This is a genomic window from Bacillus sp. LBG-1-113, assembly GCF_020708615.1.
Lineage (GTDB): Bacteria > Bacillota > Bacilli > Bacillales > Bacillaceae > Bacillus > Bacillus mojavensis.
The window spans coordinates 65,032-86,245 of record NZ_JAJFDG010000006.1 but is presented as its reverse complement, the minus strand read 5'-3'; the positions used below and the strand labels follow the sequence as shown (position 1 = coordinate 86,245).

At 47.6% G+C, this 21,214-nt stretch carries 19 protein-coding genes; 17 read left to right on the top strand and 2 right to left on the bottom strand.

Features of this window, described 5'->3' with window-relative positions; translation table 11 throughout:
- Positions 1 to 230: 230 nt before the first annotated feature.
- The 13 genes from LJF29_RS15015 to LJF29_RS14955 are packed head-to-tail and all read left to right on the top strand — an operon-like array spanning position 231 to position 14,338.
- Positions 231 to 2,051, top strand: a complete 1,821-nt coding sequence (locus LJF29_RS15015; protein ID WP_173400508.1) for a polysaccharide biosynthesis protein — start codon at positions 231 to 233, stop codon at positions 2,049 to 2,051.
- A gap of 11 nt (positions 2,052 to 2,062) precedes the next feature.
- Complete coding sequence (locus LJF29_RS15010; protein ID WP_229149308.1) at positions 2,063 to 3,202, top strand: glycosyltransferase family 4 protein; 1,140 nt, start codon at positions 2,063 to 2,065, stop codon at positions 3,200 to 3,202.
- Positions 3,199 to 4,035, top strand: a complete 837-nt coding sequence (epsE, locus tag LJF29_RS15005; RefSeq protein ID WP_010331954.1) for a glycosyltransferase EpsE — start codon at positions 3,199 to 3,201, stop codon at positions 4,033 to 4,035. Before LJF29_RS15010 ends, epsE begins: the two co-directional genes overlap by 4 nt.
- Positions 4,028 to 5,176, top strand: a complete 1,149-nt coding sequence (locus LJF29_RS15000) for a glycosyltransferase family 1 protein (protein WP_229149302.1) — start codon at positions 4,028 to 4,030, stop codon at positions 5,174 to 5,176. Before epsE ends, LJF29_RS15000 begins: the two co-directional genes overlap by 8 nt.
- 3 nt (positions 5,177 to 5,179) lie before the next feature.
- Complete coding sequence (gene epsG, locus LJF29_RS14995; protein WP_168748804.1) at positions 5,180 to 6,283, top strand: biofilm exopolysaccharide biosynthesis protein EpsG; 1,104 nt, start codon at positions 5,180 to 5,182, stop codon at positions 6,281 to 6,283.
- 24 nt (positions 6,284 to 6,307) lie between these two features.
- On the top strand, positions 6,308 to 7,342 hold the full coding sequence (locus LJF29_RS14990; protein WP_229149300.1) for a glycosyltransferase: 1,035 nt from the start codon (positions 6,308 to 6,310) through the stop codon (positions 7,340 to 7,342).
- A 4-nt stretch (positions 7,343 to 7,346) separates the two neighbouring features.
- The gene (locus tag LJF29_RS14985) at positions 7,347 to 8,423 is read left to right on the top strand and encodes a polysaccharide pyruvyl transferase family protein (protein ID WP_229149299.1); all 1,077 of its coding nucleotides are present in this window, start codon (positions 7,347 to 7,349) and stop codon (positions 8,421 to 8,423) included.
- Positions 8,420 to 9,454, top strand: coding sequence for a glycosyltransferase (locus tag LJF29_RS14980; RefSeq protein WP_229149297.1), 1,035 nt, complete (start codon positions 8,420 to 8,422; stop codon positions 9,452 to 9,454). The genes LJF29_RS14985 and LJF29_RS14980 overlap by 4 nt, the downstream gene beginning before the upstream one ends.
- Entirely contained in the window at positions 9,451 to 10,968 is a 1,518-nt protein-coding gene (locus LJF29_RS14975) for an MATE family efflux transporter (protein ID WP_229149295.1), read from the top strand. Before LJF29_RS14980 ends, LJF29_RS14975 begins: the two co-directional genes overlap by 4 nt.
- A complete protein-coding gene (locus LJF29_RS14970; protein WP_010331947.1) occupies positions 10,965 to 11,573 on the top strand; it encodes a sugar transferase in 609 nt (202 codons plus the stop codon). Before LJF29_RS14975 ends, LJF29_RS14970 begins: the two co-directional genes overlap by 4 nt.
- Positions 11,570 to 12,208, top strand: coding sequence for an acetyltransferase (locus tag LJF29_RS14965; protein WP_229149294.1), 639 nt, complete (start codon positions 11,570 to 11,572; stop codon positions 12,206 to 12,208). Before LJF29_RS14970 ends, LJF29_RS14965 begins: the two co-directional genes overlap by 4 nt.
- Before the next feature lie 16 nt (positions 12,209 to 12,224).
- Positions 12,225 to 13,391: a DegT/DnrJ/EryC1/StrS family aminotransferase gene (locus LJF29_RS14960; RefSeq protein WP_229149292.1), complete on the top strand. Its 1,167-nt coding sequence runs from the start codon at positions 12,225 to 12,227 to the stop codon at positions 13,389 to 13,391.
- Positions 13,370 to 14,338, top strand: coding sequence for a polysaccharide pyruvyl transferase family protein (locus LJF29_RS14955; RefSeq protein WP_229149291.1), 969 nt, complete (start codon positions 13,370 to 13,372; stop codon positions 14,336 to 14,338). Before LJF29_RS14960 ends, LJF29_RS14955 begins: the two co-directional genes overlap by 22 nt.
- Positions 14,339 to 14,347: 9 nt before the next feature.
- Here the strand turns inward: LJF29_RS14955 and yvfG are convergent, their stop codons facing one another.
- The gene (gene yvfG, locus LJF29_RS14950) at positions 14,348 to 14,566 is read right to left on the bottom strand and encodes a protein YvfG (protein WP_024122922.1); all 219 of its coding nucleotides are present in this window, start codon (positions 14,564 to 14,566) and stop codon (positions 14,348 to 14,350) included.
- Positions 14,567 to 14,644: 78 nt separating this feature from the next.
- Here yvfG and rpoN point away from each other — a divergent pair, with 78 nt between their 5' ends.
- The gene (rpoN, locus tag LJF29_RS14945; protein WP_229149289.1) at positions 14,645 to 15,955 is read left to right on the top strand and encodes an RNA polymerase factor sigma-54; all 1,311 of its coding nucleotides are present in this window, start codon (positions 14,645 to 14,647) and stop codon (positions 15,953 to 15,955) included.
- 25 nt (positions 15,956 to 15,980) lie between these two features.
- Here the strand turns inward: rpoN and lutP are convergent, their stop codons facing one another.
- Positions 15,981 to 17,672, bottom strand: coding sequence for an L-lactate permease LutP (gene lutP / locus LJF29_RS14940; protein WP_229149283.1), 1,692 nt, complete (start codon positions 17,670 to 17,672; stop codon positions 15,981 to 15,983).
- A 224-nt stretch (positions 17,673 to 17,896) separates the two neighbouring features.
- Between lutP and lutR the strand changes: the two genes are divergently transcribed.
- From lutR to LJF29_RS14925, 3 genes are all read left to right on the top strand, one after another.
- Positions 17,897 to 18,619, top strand: a complete 723-nt coding sequence (gene lutR / locus LJF29_RS14935) for an L-lactate utilization/bacilysin biosynthesis transcriptional regulator LutR (RefSeq protein ID WP_267496071.1) — start codon at positions 17,897 to 17,899, stop codon at positions 18,617 to 18,619.
- A 172-nt stretch (positions 18,620 to 18,791) separates the two neighbouring features.
- Entirely contained in the window at positions 18,792 to 19,784 is a 993-nt protein-coding gene (locus LJF29_RS14930; RefSeq protein WP_229149281.1) for a LacI family DNA-binding transcriptional regulator, read from the top strand.
- Between the two features lie 151 nt (positions 19,785 to 19,935).
- On the top strand, positions 19,936 to 21,201 hold the full coding sequence (locus tag LJF29_RS14925) for a sugar ABC transporter substrate-binding protein (protein WP_229149279.1): 1,266 nt from the start codon (positions 19,936 to 19,938) through the stop codon (positions 21,199 to 21,201).
- Positions 21,202 to 21,214 lie beyond the last annotated feature (13 nt).

Genomic DNA, 21,214 nt, shown 5'->3' with positions numbered 1-21,214 from the left:
TGCTTTTAGGTGATGTCTCCTTACCTGTATCAATGGAGGCACTCGGCTCCGCTGTGGGCAGCTTGAACAGGCTGCCTTAGATGCTCGTCGTCGCTGGCGGGGCGTGAGGACGGGTTAAATGCCCACTTATTTGATATACATAGGAAATGTTATCGGTTTAGCTGCTGTCGATTTTTTAGAAGACGAAAACCGCCGCAGCTAAACCGATAAAAGTATTAGGGGGGAAAAGGTTGAGTTACCGGAGAAGACTGTCAATGATTATCGCGCTGGATACTTATCTCGTTTTAAATTCAGTTATTGCAGGATATCAATTTTTAAAAGATTCTTATCAATTTTATGACTCCGGAGCATTATTGCTTACCGCAGTCAGCTTGCTCCTCAGCTATCATGTATGTGCTATCCTGTTCCATCAGTATAAGCAGGTCTGGACATACACCGGACTCGGCGAACTGATTGCTCTGCTTAAGGTCATTACGATTTCAGCCGCTGTGACCGGCATCATACAGTACGCTGTGTATCATACGATGTTTTTCCGGCTGTTAACAGCGTGCTGGGTGCTTCAGCTTCTGTTCATTGGGGGAACCCGCGTTTTATCGAGAATCTTAAAAGAAAGCATCAGAAAAAAACGCAGCACATCGGCCCGCGCATTGATTATCGGAGCGGGATCAGGCGGAACCCTGATGGTCAGGCAGCTGCTGCAAAAAGATGACCCCGACATTACACCTGTCGCTTTTATTGATGACGATCAAACGAAACATAAGCTGGAAATGATGGGGCTGCCCGTCATCGGCGGAAAAGAAAGTATCATGCCTGCGGTACAAAAGCTCAAAATTAACTATATCATTATTGCGATTCCTTCTCTCCGTACCCATGAACTGCAGGCGCTGTACAAAGAATGCGTGCGAACCGGAGTGAACATCAAAATCATGCCTCATTTTGATGAAATGCTGCTTGGAACGCGCACTGCCGGTCAAATCAGAGATGTAAAGGCCGAGGATCTGCTGGGCAGAAAGCCGGTAACCCTCGACACAAGCGAAATTTCAAACCGCATCAAAGGAAAAACAGTTCTCGTCACCGGAGCGGGCGGTTCAATCGGCTCGGAAATCTGCCGGCAGATCAGTGCGTTCCAGCCTAAGGAAATCGTTCTTCTCGGCCATGGGGAAAACAGCATTCATTCTATTTATTCTGAACTGAATGGACGATTCGGAAAACACATCGTATTCCACACGGAAATTGCGGATGTGCAAGACCGTGACAAAATGTTTACCTTAATGAAAAAATACGAACCGCACGTCGTCTATCACGCGGCTGCCCATAAGCACGTGCCTTTAATGGAACACAACCCTGAAGAGGCAGTCAAAAACAACATCATCGGAACAAAAAACGTGGCGGAAGCGGCAGATATGTGCGGGACAGAGACGTTTGTGCTCATTTCATCGGATAAAGCGGTGAACCCGGCCAATGTAATGGGAGCAACGAAACGATTTGCCGAAATGATTATTATGAATCTGGGGAAATTCAGCAGAACGAAATTCGTTGCGGTTCGCTTTGGCAATGTTCTTGGCAGCCGGGGCAGCGTCATTCCGATTTTTAAGAAACAGATTGAAAAAGGCGGTCCCGTTACAGTGACACATCCGGCGATGACCCGCTATTTTATGACCATTCCCGAAGCGTCACGGCTTGTCATCCAAGCTGGAGCGCTGGCGAAAGGCCGGCAGATTTTTGTTCTTGATATGGGAGAGCCCGTGAAGATTGTCGATCTCGCCAAAAACCTCATTCATTTATCTGGCTACACGACGGAGCAGATTCCGATTGAGTTCACAGGTATTCGCCCGGGTGAAAAAATGTATGAGGAGCTGCTGAACAAAAATGAAGTTCATGCCGAACAAGTTTTTCCGAAAATCCATATCGGCAAAGCGGTGGACGGCGACTGGCCATTGCTGATGCGTTTTATAGAAGATTTCAATCAGCTGCCGGAAGCCGAGCTCAGAGAGCGGCTGTTTGCGGCAATAGACACATCAAACGAAATGACGGCTGCCGGCATTCGTTAGGGGGAGTGAAGATGACGAAAAAAATATTATTTTGTGCCACTGTCGATTATCATTTTAAAGCCTTTCATCTTCCTTACTTTAAATGGTTTAAACAATTGGGCTGGGAGGTTCATGTTGCTGCGAGCGGGCAGACGCGGCTGCCGTATGTCGATGAGAAATTCTCCATTCCGATCCGAAGGTCACCCTTCCATCCTCAGAACCTTGCCGTTTACAGACAGCTGAAGAAAGTGATCGAGACCAACGAGTACGACATCGTCCATTGCCATACGCCGGTCGGCGGCGTTCTCGCACGGCTTGCGTCAAGGCATGCGAGACGGAATGGAACAAAGGTGCTCTACACCGCACACGGATTTCATTTTTGCAGCGGAGCGCCGATGAAAAATTGGGTCCTTTATTATCCGGTTGAAAAATGGCTTTCTGCCTATACAGACTGCCTGATCACCATAAATGAAGAAGATTACACGCGAGCGAAAGGGCTTCAAAGACCGGGCGGGATGACAGAAAAAATTCACGGCATCGGCGTTAATACAGACAGGTTCAGGCCAGTCAGCCTTGAAGAGCAGCATAGGCTGAGAGAAAAGCACGGCTTCCAAAAAGACGACTTTATATTGATCTATCCGGCTGAATTGAACCTCAATAAAAATCAGAAGCTGTTAATTGAAGCTGCAGCACTGCTGAAAGATAAGATACCGGAGCTCCGTCTTGTTTTTGCCGGAGAAGGAGCGATGGAACAAACGTATCGGGACTTAGCTGAAAAGCTAGGAGCTTCCCGCAATGTTTGCTTTTACGGCTTTTGCCGCGATATTCACGAGCTGATCCAGCTTGCGGATGTTTCTGTCGCATCCAGCATCAGAGAAGGCCTCGGCATGAATGTGCTTGAGGGCATGGCGGCGGAAAAGCCGGCAATTGCCACTGATAACCGCGGACACCGGGAAATCATCCGTGACGGAAAAAACGGTTTCCTCATCAAAATGGGCGACAGCGCTGCTTTTGCTGACCGGATTGAACAGCTCTACCTTGAGCCGGAACTGCGCAGAACACTTGGACAGGAAGGCCGCCAAACAGCCTTGCGCTTTTCTGAAGCGCGAACGGTAGAAGAAATGGCAGATATTTATTCCGTGTACATGGATAAAAAGGAGAAAAGCGTATGAATTCAGGACCGAAAGTTTCTGTCATTATGGGCATTTATAATTGTGAATCCACTTTGGCGGAAAGCATTGAATCCATTCTCAGCCAATCCTATAAAAATTGGGAGCTGATCATGTGCGATGATGCGTCAACAGACGGCACGCTCCGTATTGCGAAGCAGTATGCCGCTCATTACAGCGACCGCATCAAGCTCATTCACAATCAAAAAAACAAGCGGCTTGCCGCTTCATTAAATCACTGTCTTTCTTATGCGACAGGCGAGTATATCGCCCGCCAGGACGGAGATGATCTGTCCTTTCCGCGCCGTCTGGAGAAGCAGGTTGCCTTTTTAGAGAAGCATCGGCACTACCAGGTGGTCGGCACCGGCATGCTTGTGTTTGATGAATTTGGTGTAAGGGGCACACGGATGCTGCCTTCTGTTCCGGATCCGGCCATTATGGCGAAAGGGACGCCGTTTTGCCATGGGACAATCATGATGAGAGCCAGCGCTTACCAGACGCTGAAAGGCTATCGTTCGGTGCGGCGGACAAGGCGAATGGAGGATATCGATTTGTGGCTCCGCTTTTTTGAAGAGGGCTTTCGAGGCTATAACCTCCAAGAAGCGCTGTATAAAGTAAGGGAAGACAGCGACGCATTCAAGAGGCGGTCTTTTACCTACTCAATCGACAACGCCATTCTTGTATACCAGGCTTGCAGACGCCTGAAGCTTCCTTTTTCCGCTTACATATATATCGCAAAACCGCTCATTCGCGCGTTTATGCCTCCTGCTGTGATGAATCGTTACCATAAAAAAAGAGTGATGAATCAGAAGGAAGGGCTTGTGAAGCATGAATAACAGCCAACAGCGCGTGCTCCATGTTCTCAGCGGCATGAACAGGGGCGGCGCGGAAACCATGGTCATGAATTTATATCGGAAAATGGATAGAAGCAAGGTGCAATTTGATTTTTTAACCTATCGAAATGATCCGTGCGCTTATGATGAAGAAATTTTATCGCTAGGCGGGCGGCTTTTTTATGTCCCGAGTATCGGACAAAGCAATCCCCTCACATTTGTGAAGAATGTAAGAAACACAATAAAAGAAAACGGGCCGTTCAGCGCGGTTCATGCGCACACAGATTTTCAAACCGGCTTTATCGCGCTTGCGGCAAGGCTAGCTGGAGTGCAGGTCAGAGTATGCCATTCCCATAACACCTCGTGGAAGACCGCCTTCAATTGGAAGGACCGCCTGCAGCTGATGGTGTTCAGACGCCTCATTTTGTCATATGCGACTGAATTGTGCGCTTGCGGAGAGGATGCGGGACGGTTTTTATTCGGGCGATCCAATATGGAGCGGAAGCGGGTTCATCTGCTGCCGAACGGAATAGACCTTGATCTGTTTTCTCCAGCCGGCAAGGCGCCCGATGACGAAAAAAAAGCACGCGGCATAGCGTCTGACCGGCTGATCATTGGTCATGTGGCCCGATTTCATGAAGTGAAAAATCACGCGTTTTTGCTGAAGCTCGCCGTTCACCTGAAAAAACGGGGAGTTCGCTTTCAGATGGTTCTCGCAGGAGACGGACCGCTGCGGGAGCAGATGGAGGAGGAAGCGCGGCGGCTGAATCTGCTTTCCGATGTTCTCTTTTTAGGAACTGAAGAACACATTCATGAGCTCATGCGCACCTTTGATGTATTTGTCATGCCATCATTGTACGAAGGCTTGCCTGTTGTGCTTGTGGAAGCGCAGGCTTCAGGTCTTCCGTGTATTATTTCAGACACGATCACAGAAAAAGTCGATACGGGGCTCGGACTTGTGAAAAGGGTGAGTCTCTCTAAGCCGATGGACATTTGGGCTGAAACGATTGTAAGAGCGGCCGCCGCAGGCAGGCCGAAGCGGGAGCTCGTTAAAAGCACCCTTGCAAAACTCGGCTATGATGCGCAGCAAAATGTAGGTGCATTGATGAATTTATATCAGATTAGCACTGAAAAAGGACAATAAAAAATGATTGTGTATGTCGTCAATATGGGAATTGTATATATTTGGTCTTGGTTTGCTAAAATGTGCGGCGGCCGTGATGGGTCACTTGCTACGGGCTATCGACCGAACAAGCTTCTCATTTGGGTTCCGCTCGCCTCACTTGTGCTTGTTTCAGGGCTGCGTTACAGGGTCGGTACAGATTTTCAGACGTATACGCTGCTGTATCAAATGGCAGGAGACTATCAAAATATTTGGCAGATATTCGGTTTTGGCACAGCGAAAACGGCAACAGATCCGGGCTTTACCGCGCTGTTATGGCTGATGAATTTCATCACGAAGGACCCGCAAATCATGTATGTCACTGTAGCGGCCGTGACCTATATCTTTATTATCAAGACGCTGGCAGACTACGGCAGACCGTTTGAGCTGAGCGTCTTTTTATTTTTAGGAACCTTTCATTATTACGCATCCTTTAACGGAATCAGACAATACATGGTGGCAGCCGCTTTGTTTTGGGCGATTCGCTATATCATCAATGGAAACTGGAAGCGTTACTTTCTGATTGTGCTGGTCAGTTCGCTCTTTCACTCCTCGGCGCTGGTGATGATTCCGGTCTATTTTATTGTCAGAAGAAAAGCCTGGTCACCGGCAATATTCGGTCTCTCAGCTTTATTTCTCGGCATGACCTTTTTATACCAGAAATTTATTTCGGTATTTGTCGTTGTGCTTGAAAACAGCTCATACAGCCATTATGAAAAGTGGCTGATGACCAATACAAACGGAATGAATGTAGTCAAAATCGCTGTTTTGGTCCTGCCGCTGTTTCTGGCTTTTTGTTACAGAGAGCGTCTCCGAAAGCTGTGGCCGCAAATCGATATTGTTGTTAATTTGTGCCTTCTCGGGTTTTTATTCGGTCTCTTGGCCACAAAGGACGTGATCTTTGCCAGATTTAATATTTACTTCGGGCTGTATCAAATGATCTTAGTCCCTTATTTTGTCAGAATATTTGATGAGAAATCGAATGCGTTGATCTATATCGCCATTGTGGTTTGTTATTTTTTATACAGTTATTTGCTTATGCCGGTTGATTCATCTGTTCTGCCGTACAGAACGATTTTTTCCCGGTAATTTATGCAAGAGGAGCCGGTCATTATGGAAACACCTGCGATTAGTCTGTTAGTCGCTGTTTATAATACAGAAACCTATATCAGAAACTGTCTTGAGTCGTTAAAGAACCAGACATTGGACAATATTGAAATTATCATCGTCAATGACGGTTCGGCAGACGGCAGCCCGGACATCGCGGAAGAATATGCGCAAAAGGATAAACGATTCAGAGTCATTCACCAGGAAAACCAAGGGCTCGGTGCTGTTCGGAACAAAGGGATCGAGGCGGCCCGCGGAGAATTTGTGGCATTTATAGATTCAGACGATTGGATCGAGCCTGATTATTGCTTGCAAATGGTTCAGGCAGCATCAGAGGAAACCGATCTGGTGATTTGCAACTACGCCGCAGAGTTTGAGGACACTGAAAAAACCGTTGTCTCAGACATTGCAGAAACCTATCGGGATCAGCCCAAGGAGTCCTATATCAAGGCGTTATTCGAAGGGAAGGTCCGGGGATTTTCGTGGAATAAACTGTACCGAAGAAGCATGATTGACGCACACCGGCTTTCGTTCCCGCTCAGAGGTGAGCTGGAGCATGTCGAGGATCAGTTTTTCAGCTTCAGGGCACATTTTTTCGCCCGCTCGGTTTCCTATGTAGAAGCGCCTCTCTACCATTACCGAATTCATCTTTCCTCCATTGTGCAGGGTTATCAGAAAAAACTGTTTGAATCAGGACTGGCGCTGTATCAGGCGAACGCAGCGTTTTTACAGGAGAACAACAAGCTGGAGGAGTACCGTAAGGAGCTTGATTTCTTTATCGTTCTCCATAGCACCATCTGTCTGCTGAACGAATGGAAAACAAGCGGCAGCCGGCGCCTTTTGGAAAGGCTCAAAACGGTCGGCGTGATTTGCGCTGATCCGGTGTTTCAAGGCAGCCTGTCGAAAACGGGGACAGCGCCTTTTGACGCAAAACGGTCATGCCTGCTGCTGATGGCGAAATACAGAATGATTCCGTTCGTTGCCATGGCGTCCGCCGTGTATCAGCGAGTGATCGAGTACAAAATGAAAATCAGAGGGTGAAGAGATGTCGTTACATTCATTGAAAATCAATCTTGCAGAATGGCTGCTGTTAAAGGTTAAGTACCCGTCCCAATTTTTGCTGGGTGCGGCCGATCAGCCGGTAAAGGCTGCCGCACATAAGAAGAAAATTATACTGACTCTGCTGCCTTCCCATGATAATTTGGGGGATCATGCCATTGCTTATGCCAGCAAAGCGTTTCTTGAGCAGGAATACTCCGATTTTGAAATCGTTGAGGTTGATATGAAGGACATATACAAATCAGCAAAAGCGCTGATCCGCTCCCGCCACCCGGAGGATATGGTCTTTATCATCGGCGGCGGAAATATGGGGGATTTATACCGGTATGAAGAGTGGACGCGCCGCTTTATCATTAAAACGTTTCATGATTACCAAATCGTCCAGCTTCCGGCAACCGTTCATTTTTCTGATACGAAAAAGGGACGAAAAGAGCTGGAACGGGCGCAGAAAATTTATAACACGCACCCCGATTTATTGCTAATGGCGCGTGATGAAACTACGTACCAATTTATGAAGCGGCATTTTAAAGAAAAAAAGATCCTGAAGCAGCCCGATATGGTGCTGTATTTAGATAGAAGCAATGCCTCTGCGGAACGCGAAGGGGTGTATATATGTTTGCGCGAGGATCAGGAAAGCGTGCTTCAGGAGGAACAGAGAAACCGTGTGAAGACCGCTCTTTTTGATGAATTTGGCGAGATCAAAGCTTTTACGACAACGGTCGGGCGCCGGGTCAGCCGCGATACACGGGAACAGGAGCTGGAAGCGCTTTGGTCTAAGCTGCAGAGTGCTGAAGCCGTTGTCACTGACAGGCTGCACGGCATGATTTTTTGTGCATTGACAGGAACGCCATGTGTCGTGATTCGTTCTTTTGATCACAAAGTCATGGAAGGCTACCAATGGCTGAAAGAGGTTCCAATGATGAAGCTGATTGAACAGCCGGAGCCGGAACGTGTGACAGCCGCAGTGAAAGAGTTGCTGACAAAAGAAACAAACCGTGCCGGCTTTCCGCGGGACATGTATTTTAAAGGGCTGCGCGATAAAATCAGCGGTGAAGCACGATGACACCGCACGTCAGCATTATTGTCCCGATGTATAACGTTGAACCTTTTATTGAAGATTGCATCGATTCGCTGCTGACCCAAACGCTTTCTGATATAGAAGTTATCCTGGTTAATGATGGAACACCCGATCGATCTGGTGAGATGGCAGAGGCATACGCGAAACGGGATACAAGAGTTCAAGTCATTCATAAAAAAAATGGCGGCTTGAGTTCGGCTCGAAACGCGGGAATCAAAGCGGCGCGGGGTACGTATATCGGGTTTGTAGACGGAGACGATTATGTCTCTCCCGCCATGTTTCAAAGGCTTGCAGACGAAGCAGAGCAGCACCGGCTCGATATTGCTGGCTGCGGATTTTATAAACAGTCCGAAGACAGGCGGGTATACGTGCCGCCGCAGCTCGAAACAGGCCGTGTGCTGACTAAAGCGGATATAGCTGAGCAGCTCCAACAAGCCCACGAAACGAGATTTATCTGGTATGTATGGCGGTATGTGTATCGCCGTGAGCTTTTGGAAAGGGCGAGCCTGTGGTTTGATGAAGATATCCGTTTTGCTGAAGACTCGCCCTTTAATTTATCTGCTTTTTATGAAGCAGAGCGGGTAAAAATGCTGGATGAAGGTTTGTACATATACCGTGAAAATCCGAACAGCCTGACGGAAATTCCTTATAAACCTGCGATGGATGAAAATATCCAAAAACAATATCAGGCCAAAATCGCATTTTACAATCAGCGCGGCTTATCGGCTGTGTGCAAAGAAGATTTGGATGTGTATATTTGCAAGCACCAGCTTCCGATGCTTCTGGCAAACGCCTGTGCCTCACCGCAGCCGCCGAAAGACATTAAAAAACAGATCAGACAGATTTTATCCTATGACATGGTGCGGCAGGCTGTCAGACACACACCGTTCCAGCATGAGAAATTAGGCAGAGGCGAGCGATTGGTCTTAGCGCTGTGCAAATGGCGGCTGGTCTTTCTCATCAAGCTGTTTTTTGAGACTTGCGGAACCATGAAAGGCAGTGCAAAGCAGGCATGAAATTCACCATAAACTTCAGCGCCAATCTCACAGCTTTTCTTTTGTCCGTATTCCTGTCTGTCTGGATGACGCCTTTTATTGTCAAAACGCTTGGTGTGGAGGCTTTCGGCTTTGTGAATTTAACACAAAATGTGATTAATTATTTTTCCATTATCACGGTGGCGCTCAGCTCCGTGGTTGTGCGTTTTTTTTCTGTCGCAGCCCACAGGGGAGAGCAGGAAAAAGCAAATGCGTATATCAGCAATTATTTGGCTGCGTCTGTTTTGATTTCATTGCTGCTTCTGCTGCCTCTTATGAGTGCGGCTTTTTTTATTGACCGCGTCATGAACGTCCCACAGGAGCTTTTGGCTGATGTTCGGCTGTCGATTTTGATTGGAAGTCTGCTGTTTCTTTTAACTTTTTTGATGGCGGGGTTTGGAGCGGCGCCGTTTTATGCCAACAAACTGTATATCACCAGTTCAATTCAGGCGGTGCAAATGCTCATCCGCGTGCTGTGTGTGCTGGCGCTGTTTGCCTGCTTCACGCCAAAAATCTGGCAGATTCAGCTTGCCGCTTTAGCCGGTGCCGTCATAGCGTCTATCCTGTCTTTCCACTTTTTCAGAAAACTGATTCCATGGTTTTCATTTAAGCTGAAAGACTTGTCATTTCGCGTAAGCAAGGAACTGTTTCAGGCAGGAACCTGGAACTCAGTCAATCAGATCGGCGTGCTGCTTTTTTTGCAGATCGACCTATTAACCGCCAACTTGGTGCTGGGTGCGTCTGAAGCGGGAAAATATGCGGCGATTATCCAGTTTCCGCTGCTGCTGCGCAGTTTGGCAGGAACAGTAGCATCTCTATTTGCGCCTGTCATTACTTCTTATTATTCAAAAGGCGATATGGACGGCTTGGTCAAGTACGCCAATCAGGCAGTGAGACTGAACGGGCTTTTGCTTGCGCTTCCGGCTGCATTATTGGGGGGGTTGGCCGGGCCTTTTCTGACGATCTGGCTTGGACCGTCTTTTTCCTCTGTAGCGCCGCTATTATATATTCACGCCGGATATTTGGCGGTCAGCCTTGCCTTTATGCCGCTGTTTTATATATGGACCGCCTTTAATCAACAAAAAACACCGGCGCTCGTCACTCTGCTGTTAGGCGCAGTGAATGTTGTGCTGGCGGTCACATTAAGCGGGCCGGCTCATCTTGGGCTTTACGGCATTACGCTTGCCGGGGCAATATCGCTTGTGCTGAAAAATGTTATCTTTACGCCGCTTTATGTCTCACGCATTACCGGTTACAAAAAACATGTGTTTTTTACAGGCATGTTCGGTCCGGTCTTTGCCGCTTTGTTTGCATGGGCGGTTTGTGAGGCCATCCAGTTATGTATCACCATTGAAAGCTGGACATCACTGATTGCTGCAGGTACCGCTGTCAGCTGCTGCTACGCGGTTTTCGCTTTTATGCTTGTTTGTACGAAAGAAGAACGACAGATGGTGCTGAAACGGTTTAGAAAAACGAAAGGAGCTGTAAATATTTGATCCTGAAACGTCTTTTTGATCTGACGGCCGCTATTCTTTTATTGTGCTGCACGAGTGTCATCATTCTCTTCACCATCGCCATTGTCAGGCTGAAAATAGGATCGCCTGTCTTTTTTAAACAAGTACGGCCCGGCCTGGGGGGGAAGCCGTTCACCCTCTATAAATTCAGAACGATGACGGATGAACGGGACAGTGAGGGAAACCTGCTGCCGGATGCAGTCCGGCTTACGAAAACAGGCAGGCTGATCAGAAAGCTGAGCATTGATGAGCTGCCGCAGCTGCTGAATGTAGTGAAGGGAGACCTCAGCCTCGTCGGCCCTCGGCCGCTGCTGATGGATTATCTGCCGCTTTACACAAAACAGCAGGCACGGCGCCACGAGGTGAAGCCCGGGATTACAGGCTGGGCGCAGGTCAACGGCAGAAACGCGATTTCCTGGGAAAAGAAATTTGAACTGGATGTTTGGTACGTTGACAACCGTTCATTCTTGCTCGATTTAAAAATTTTATGTCTGACGGTACGCAAAGTTCTTGTTTCAGAAGGCATTCAGCAAACCAATCATGTGACGGCAGAACGCTTCACAGGAAGCGGAGATGTGTCTTCATGAGAAACGTGGCCATTGTGGGAGACGGCGGTCACGGAAAGGTGATCAGAGAACTCATAAGCGCCCGTTCAGACACGCGCTTAGCTGCGGTGCTGGACGATAAATTCAGCACATTTGTTGCCGGGAGTGAGCTGTACACAGGCCCCTCGGAAGCCATTTCTGAAGTGCGCAGGCTGATCCCTGACGTCATGTTTGTGATTGCAATTGGAAACAACAGGGTCAGAAAACAGCTGGCAGAGCGGCTGGGATTATATAAAGAAGATTTCATCACATTAATCCACCCGTCAGCCATCATCAGCAAATCGGCTGTCATCGGGGAAGGAACGGTTATTATGGCCGGTGCGATTATTCAGGCGGATGTTCGGATCGGCGCCCACTGTATCATCAATACGGGCGCGATCGCAGAGCACGACAATCAGATCGGCGACTTCGTCCATCTTTCTCCGCGCGCAACGCTTTCTGGAGGTATTGCGGTTCAAGAAGGGGCTCATGTGGGCACCGGGGCCTCCGTCATTCCGCAGATCACAATCGGCTCCTGGAGCATCGTCGGCGCAGGCTCTGCGGTGATCCGCTCCATCCCTGACGGCGTAACGGCTGTAGGCACCCCGGCGCGCGTGATTTCTTCTATTCAAACCTAAAGCAAAGGATGATTACATGCATAAAAAAATCTACTTATCAGCTCCTCATATGAGCGGCAGGGAGCAGCACTATATTTCAGAAGCCTTTCACTCAAACTGGATTGCGCCGCTTGGGCCGCTTGTGAATACTTTTGAAGAAAAATTGGCTGAACGAGTCGGCGCCAAAGGGGCGGCTGCGGTCAGCTCAGGCACCGCCGCAATTCATTTGGCGCTACGTTTGCTGGATGTCAAAGCGGGAGATACCGTGTTTTGTCCGTCTTTTACATTTGTGGCAACGGCAAACCCGATTTTATATGAAAAAGCGGTGCCTGTCTTTATCGATTCTGAGCCAGATACGTGGAATATGTCTCCAAAAGCCCTAGAAAGAGCACTGGAGGAAGCGAAACGAAATGGAAATCCGCCGAAAGCGGTCATTTCCGTCAACCTGTACGGACAAAGCGCGAAAATGGATGACATTGTAAGCCTGTGCGATTCATACGGAGTGCCGGTCATTGAGGATGCGGCTGAATCCCTCGGTTCGGTCTATAAAGGGAAGCAGAGCGGGACATTCGGCCGTTTCGGCATTTATTCCTTTAACGGAAATAAAATCATCACGACTTCAGGAGGCGGGATGCTTGTGTCAGACAATGAAGCCGCCATTGAAAAAGCAAGATTTCTCGCTTCACAGGCCCGCGATCCCGCTGTTCATTATCAGCACAGTGAAATCGGGCACAACTACAGATTGAGCAATATTCTTGCAGGAGTCGGTATTGCCCAGCTTGAGGTGCTGGATGAGCGGGTGGAGAAAAGACGGGAGATTTTTGCGAGGTACGAAAAAGCGCTTGGCAGCATAGATGGCGTTTGCTTTATGCCGGAATACTCGGAAGGCGTGTCCAACCGCTGGCTTACTGCACTTACGCTCGATAACGGGCTGACTCCATATGACGTGGTTCAGCATCTTGCTGAAGAACAGATTGAAGCGAGACCGCTTTGGAAGCCGCTGCATACCCAGCCGCTGTTTGCGTCATCAGCATTTTATTCCCATACAGATTCTGAAAGTGTGTGCGACACCTTATTCAGGCGAGGGATCTGCCTCCCATCCGGAACAAATATGACCGAAGAAGATCAAGACCGAGTAATCGATGTGTTGTTACACTTATTCCAAACAACAGAGGTGAAGAGATGGACAGCAAGCATTCAATGATCAGCCTGAAGAAAAAACTGGCCGGGCTGCTCGATATGATACCGAAGCAATCCGAAATCATTTACGCCGACTATCCTCTATACGGAAATGTGGGGGATTTGTTTATTATGAAAGGAACGGAAGCCTTCTTTAAAGAAAATGACATTCGGGTCAGAAAACGCTGGAACCCAGACAATTTTCCAATCGGACGAAAGCTTGATCCGAATCTGATCATTGTCTGTCAGGGAGGCGGCAACTTCGGGGATTTATATCCGTACTATCAAGGATTTAGAGAGAAAATTGTTCAAACCTATCCGGACCACAAAATCGTCATCCTGCCGCAATCGATTTATTATCAGAATGAAGATAACTTAAAACGGACAGCTGACATTTTCTCTGCCCATTCAAATCTGCATATTATCACAAGGGAAAAAGCCTCCTATGCCACGGCACAGGCGTACTTTCAAAACAATCATATCAAGCTCTTGCCTGATATGGCCCACCAGCTGTTTCCCATCATTCCGACACAGCAGCCGACCGGTCAAAAGTTGAGATTTATCAGAACAGATCATGAAGCAAATGATGAGCTTCAAAGACATGCGCAAGCGGAAAGCTATGACTGGCGCACCGTGCTATCAGCTTCAGACCGCCGGACAATCGCTTTTCTCCAAACGCTGAACGTCCTGAACAAAAAAGCGGGCAATCCTCTGCCAATCGCATTTATATGGAGAAAATATTCAGATTACATCATCAATAAAGCCATTCGTTTTTTCAGCCGTTACAAATCGGTGGAAACGTCAAGGCTGCACGGCCACATTTTGTCTTCACTTCTTCAAAAAGAAAATACGGTCATTGATAATTCCTACGGAAAAAACGCCAATTACTATCATACTTGGATGGAGGGAGTGCCAAACACTCAAATCATTCGGGACGCCTCAAAGAAGGAAAACCTTCCTGCTCATATGTGAGCGGAAGGTTTATTTTGATTCTCCGCGTTTTACCTTGTTGTAGGCTTCATCTAAATGCTGAATCCGCTTCAGGACAACTGAGTTTTTTGTCAGCTGATCCTGCACCAGTGTTGAGACCACAGAACGGTAGTAGCTGTTCATTGCGTGGATCTTATCCTCAGACGGGTTCATTTCAATATGCTGCTTTAAGTTTTCAATAAAATACGGTACAGAAAAAAGTTCAGACATTTCTTTGGCAGCTCCTTTTTCATAAATGTATACGGTGTCATCCCAATCATGTACAATGAAGAAAGGGGAGTGAGCAAGATGGATATGAAACTTCAGCAAGTACAAGTACTAAAGCCTCAACTGACACAGGAGCTCAGGCAGGCCATCACGCTGCTTAGCTATCATTCGGCGGAACTGGCCGAATACATTGATGAGCTCTCACTGGAAAACCCTCTTATTGAACGAAAGGAAACAGACACACCGCCACTATCTTACCATAAAACAAACAAAAACAGGATCAGCAGGCAGGAGGCGGGCCTTCAATTAAGCAATCCGCAAAAAACACTGCAGGATGTCCTCAAACAGCAATCGCTGGATATGAATCTGTCAAACACTGAAAAAAAGATTTTTAATTATCTGATACATTCGCTAGATTCAAACGGATATCTGGAGGAAGATGTGGAGGAAGCAGCCCGGCGCCTGTCCGTTTCGGCAGAGGAAGCGGAAGCGGTTCTGAGAAAACTTCAGTCTCTTGAACCAGCGGGCATCGGCGCAAGATCTCTTCAAGAGTGCATCTTGCTGCAATTACAGCGTCTCCCGAGCAGAAATGAACAGGCAGAACTGCTTGTTTCAGAACACTTTGATGTATTTGCGCAAAAAAACTGGAAAGCGCTTTCAAAAGAAACTGGAATGCCGCTTCACACGATTCAGGACATTTCTGATAAAATTGCTGCGCTTCACCCAAGACCCGGCCTTCTGTTTGCCAGTCCGGAGCATGATATGTATATTGAACCCGACATTTTCATCACCGTTAAAAACGGCCACATTACAGCGGAACTGAACAGCCGCTCGTTCCCGGAGATTGAGCTGCATCCGCAGTACAGGCCGCTTCTATCGTCGGGCGCCTGTCAGGATACGGTTTCCTATTTGTCTTCGAAATATCAGGAGTGGCGCTGGCTGTGCCGCGCGCTGAGGCAGCGGAAGCAGACGATCACCAGAATTGTAAATGAGCTGACCGCGCGTCAAAAAGATTTTTTCCTGAAAGGCCGGAGCGCCATGAAGCCGCTGACACTAAGAGAGGTAGCGGATTGTCTAAGCCTGCATGAATCAACCATCAGCCGGGCCATTAAAGGGAAAACGATACAAACGCCTTACGGATTGTTTGAGATGAAGATGTTCTTCTCAGGAAAAGCGGAGGCCTCTGGGGATGGCGATACATCCAACTATGCGGTTAAAACGCATCTTGAAGCATTGATTCAGCAAGAGGATAAAACAAAACCCCTCTCAGATCAAAAGCTTGCCGACCTGTTATATGAACAGCACCGCATCCAAATCTCCAGACGCACAGTGGCGAAATACCGCGATCAATTGAACATTCCGTCATCGGCAGCCAGAAAACGGTACAAATAAAATCCTCCCTGTAAGGAGGATTTTTTTACGGAATCATCCAGCTGAAGAACTGGTGCTGCAAAAAGGTGATGATACAGACGAGCAGCAGCAAAAATAAGCTGTGCTTAATTGTAAAGCGGAAAAGATCCGACTCCTTCCCGGCGAGCCCGACTGCCGCACACGCGACCGCGATCGATTGCGGAGAAATCATTTTGCCGGTGACGCCGCCTGATGAATTGGCCGCGACTGATAGAACAGGGTCCATTCCGACCGATAAGGCCGTTACTTTCTGCAGGTTGCCAAACAGCAGGTTAGCTGACGTATCCGAGCCGGTAATAAAGACGCCGAGCCAGCCGAGAACCGGCGAAAAGAAGGTAAACATCGAGCCTGTCAGCGCAAGCGTCATGCCGAGCGTCGTGCTCATCCCCGAGGAGTTGGTGACATATGCAAAACCAACGACCGAGGCGATCGTCAAAATCGGAAATTTCAATTCCTGCAGTGTTTCGCTAAAAACAGCTCCCCAGTCTTTCCACGAAATCGACGTGATGAATTTTGACAGCAATGCGGCAATTAAAATTGCGGTGCCTGCCGAACCGAGGACCTCAAGCTTATACACCGCTTCAATCGGAATGCCGTCAGCATTGACGATCTGATTGTTCAAAAAAGGCACCCCAGGAGCAAAAGTCAGCTTTTCTCCAATCACATTCAGCCACTTCAAGAGAACGGCTGTGCCTTCGTAATGTCCTGTCAGCGCGGATTTGACCGAAGGAATGCCCCAAACAGAAATCATCACCGTCAGCAGCAGAAACGGCGACCAGGCCTTAAAAATCTGCCCGCCGGTGTAAGCCGGTGCATCAGGGTGCAGTTTTGCCGTTTCAATCGCGGCTGCCGATTCCTGCTCCCCCGCAAACCGGAATGTCTTCTTCGGCTTCCACCATTTTAAAAACACAGCTAGCGCAGCCATCGACACTAGCGCCGACAAAACATCCGGCAGCTCTGGCCCCAGAAAGTTGGAGCTGAGATACTGAACAGCGGCAAAGGAAACACCGGAAACGAGAATCGCCGGCCACACCTCAAAGGCTTTCTTGAACCCGCTCATAATGATAATTAAATACAGAGGAATAAATACAGATAAAAACGGCAGCTGCCGCCCAACCATCTGAGAAATCTCCATCGCCGGAATTCCGGTAGGCCCTTCAACGGCTGTAATCGGAATCCCAATCGCCCCGAAGGCTACTGGTGCCGTATTGGCAATCAAACAGATTCCCGCCGCATAAAGAGGGTTAAAACCGAGGCCGACAAGCAACGCGGCTGAAATCGCGACCGGCGCCCCAAAGCCCGCCGCCCCTTCTAAAAAAGCCCCGAATGAGAAAGCGATCAGCAGCGCCTGAAGCCGTCGGTCGTCGGTAATCGAGAGAACAGAGCTGCGAATGATATCAAACTGTCCCGTTTTCACGGTGATTTTATACAAAAAAACAGACGTCACAATGATCCAGCCGATCGGCAGAATGCCGTATACGGCTCCTTGTGTAGCGGACATCAGCGCTTTTTCCGCCGGCATTCCGTAAACCAATACCGCAATCAGCAGCGCGATTCCCAAGGTGGACAATCCCGCGGTATACCCCTTCATTCGTTTAATGGCGAGTGCCCAAAAAAAGAAAATAATCGGTACAAGTGCGGCAAGCGCAGATAAAAGCAAATTTCCCCCTATAGGCGTATAGGCCTGTGTCCATTGCATCCCAAACCCCTCCTTCAAACATAACCGGCTTTTTGTAAGCGGTTTCTAAAGATGATATGATCATCTGATGACTGGATAATAAGACCAGTTACCTAGCATTATATTTTGAAAAAAATCAAAGTACAAGACTTTTTAACGAAATTGTCTAAATCTTTTGGCGGCGCTCAAAAGGGAGTATAATAGATCGTAAACAGCCAGACCTACAAGTTGCGGGGTGAATTGCATTGAAATATAAACAGATTAAAACAAAGAAGATATATGAAGAAGTAGCAGATGCATTATTAGAAATGATTAAAAACGGCCAACTGAAGCCAGGGGATAAATTAGACTCCGTTCAGGCGCTTTCCGAAAGCTTTCAAGTCAGCCGTTCAGCGGTGCGCGAAGCGCTTTCCGCATTAAAAGCGATGGGGCTTGTTGAAATGAAACAGGGCGAAGGCACTTACCTGAAGGAGTTTGAACCCGATCAAATTTCTCAGCCTCTGTCAGCCGCACTTTTAATGAAAAAAGAAGATGTCAAACAGCTGCTCGAGGTCAGAAAACTGCTTGAAATCGGCGTGGCTTCATTAGCTGCCGAAAAACGTACAGAAGAGGATCTCCAAAGCATTTATGCGGCGTTAAAGGAAATGAGTGAGATTGAAACAGACGGGGAGCTCGGTGAAAAAGCAGACTTCGCTTTTCATTTGGCACTTGCTGACGCTTCACAAAACGATCTGCTCAAACATTTGATGAATCACGTATCATCATTGCTTCTGGAAACCATGAGAGAAACGCGGAAAATCTGGCTGTTTTCCAAGAAGACCTCGGTGAAGCGGCTTTACGAGGAGCATGAACGGATTTATAATGCCGTGGCTGCCCAGGACGGAGCAAAGGCGGAAGAAGCGATGCTGGCACACTTGACGAATGTGGAAGATGTCCTTTCGGGATATTTTGAGGAAAACGTCCAATAACCGACTCATTTCCCGGGCAATGCTGCTCGTGCATACAAACAATCAAGACTGAGCTGCAATGGTTCAGTCTTATTTACTTTGTGCAGCTTACACTGCTTGACATTTAAGAAAAAGGAAGTAAAATGTTTTACTAAAATGGCCACTGGCATGCTTAAAAATGGAGGCAGATATAATGGCGACAATTAAAGATATCGCACAAGCCGCGGGATTTTCGATTTCAACCGTTTCCCGCGTTTTAAATAACGATGAGAGCCTTTCTGTACCGGACGAGACGCGTGAAAAGATCTATGAAGCCGCTGAGAAACTTAATTATCGCAAGAAAACTGTAAGGCCGCTGGTGAAACACATCGCTTTTTTATATTGGCTGACAGATCAAGAGGAGCTGGAAGATGTCTATTTCAAAACAATGAGATTAGAAGTAGAGAATTTGGCGAAAACCTTCAATGTCGACATGACGACCTATAAAATAACGGACGGTATTGAATGCATTCCAGCTCATACAGAAGGTTTTATTGCCGTGGGCACCTTTTCTGATAAAGAATTAGCGTTTCTCAGAAATCTGACGGAGAACGGTGTTTTTATTGACTCTTCCCCTGATCCTGACCATTTTGATTCGGTCAGGCCGGACTTAGCACAAATGACGAAGAAAACGGTAAACATCCTGCTTGAAAAAGGGCATAAGAATATCGGATTTATTGGCGGCACGTACAAAAATCCGAACACGAATCAGGATGAAATGGATATTCGTGAAAAAACGTTCCGATCCTATATGCAGGAAAAAGGGATGCTGGACGAGCGCTATATTTTATGCCACCGCGGCTTCTCCGTCGAAAATGGCTACCGCCTGATGACTAAAGCGATTGAAGCATTGGGCGATCAGCTTCCGACCGCCTTTTTTATCGCGGCAGACCCGATCGCGGTCGGCTGTCTGCAAGCCCTGAATGAAAAAGGCATCGCGATACCAAACAGAGTGAGCGTCGTGAGCATCAATAACATCAGCTTTGCCAAGTACGTCTCCCCGCCGCTGACGACCTTTCATATTGATATCAAGGAACTATGCAAAAACGCTGTGGAATTATTGCTTGAGCGAGTGCTGGAAAAACGGAAAACGGTTAAAACGTTATATATGGGGGCTGAATTAATCGTTAGAAAGAGCCTAAATTAAATCATATTTCAAAATGGCTTAGGAGTCTAAGTCATTTTTTTGTTGAGTAAAAAAATTTACCGATGTGAGTAAATAGTTTGTTTACACATTTTCTCAGCCGTGCTATATTATTTTTAAAGCGCTTTCATTAAGAGCGAAAGGGTGACAATTGATGAAAATGGTAAAAAAGCACACCGGTGTCATGCTCTGCGTGGCTGTCAGTTTATCTTTAGCCGCCTGCGGACCGCAGGAAAGCAGCAGCGAAAAAACAAGTTCAAAGGGCTCGGAGCTTGTCGTGTGGGAGGATAAAGAAAAAAGCATCGGCATTAAAGACGCCGTTGCCGAATTTGAAAAAGAGCATGATGTAAAGGTCAAGGTTGTTGAAAAACCTTATGCCCAGCAGATTGAAGATTTGCGTATGGACGGCCCGGCCGGCACAGGGCCTGACGTGTTGACGATGCCCGGTGACCAGATCGGAACGGCTGTCACAGAGGGATTAATCAAAGAATTAAACGTCGAAAAGGATGTTCGATCGCTCTACACAGACGCATCCATTCAGTCTCAAATGGTGGATCAGAAGCTTTATGGCCTGCCTAAAGCCGTCGAAACAACAGTGCTTTTTTATAACAAAGATCTCATCTCAGAGGACGAATTGCCGCAAACGCTGGAAGAGTGGTACGACTACTCTAAAAAAACGGCTGATGGCAGCAACTTTGGATTTTTAGCCTTATTTGATCAAATTTATTACGCGCAAAGTGTCATGGGCGGGTACGGCGGATATATCTTTGGAAAGGATAAAGACGGAAACGATGACCCGTCTGATCTTGGAATCAATAATGAAGGCGCTGTCAAAGGTGCTGAGCTGATTCAGAAGTTTTATCAAGACGGCTTATTCCCGGCCGGCATTGTCGGAGAGCAGGGAATCAATGTACTCGAATCGCTGTTTACAGAAGGAAAGGCTGCCGCGATAATCTCAGGCCCGTGGAATGTAGAAGCCTTTTCAAAAGCGGGAATTGATTATGGCATCACAAAGCTTCCTAAGCTGGAAAACGGCAAAAACATGAGCTCGTTTATCGGCGTCAAAAGCTACAATGTCAGCGCATTTTCAAAACATGCAGAGCTGGCCCAAGAGTTAGCCGTTTTTCTGGCTAATGAAAAGAATTCTAAAAAACGATATGAACAAACGAAAGAAGTTCCGGCCGTTCAATCTTTAGCGAGTGACAAGGCGATCATGAAAAGCGAAGCGGCACGGGCGGTCACCGAGCAATCCCGCTACTCAGAGCAGACGCCGAATATACCGGAAATGAACGAAATATGGACCCCGGCGGATTCAGCATTACAAACGATTGCAACAGGAAAAGCGAACCCAAAAAAAGCCTTAGATCAGGCTGCTGAAACGGCCAAAGGGCAGATGAAGGCAAAGCATAGCGGAAAATAAAGAGAAAAGAAGA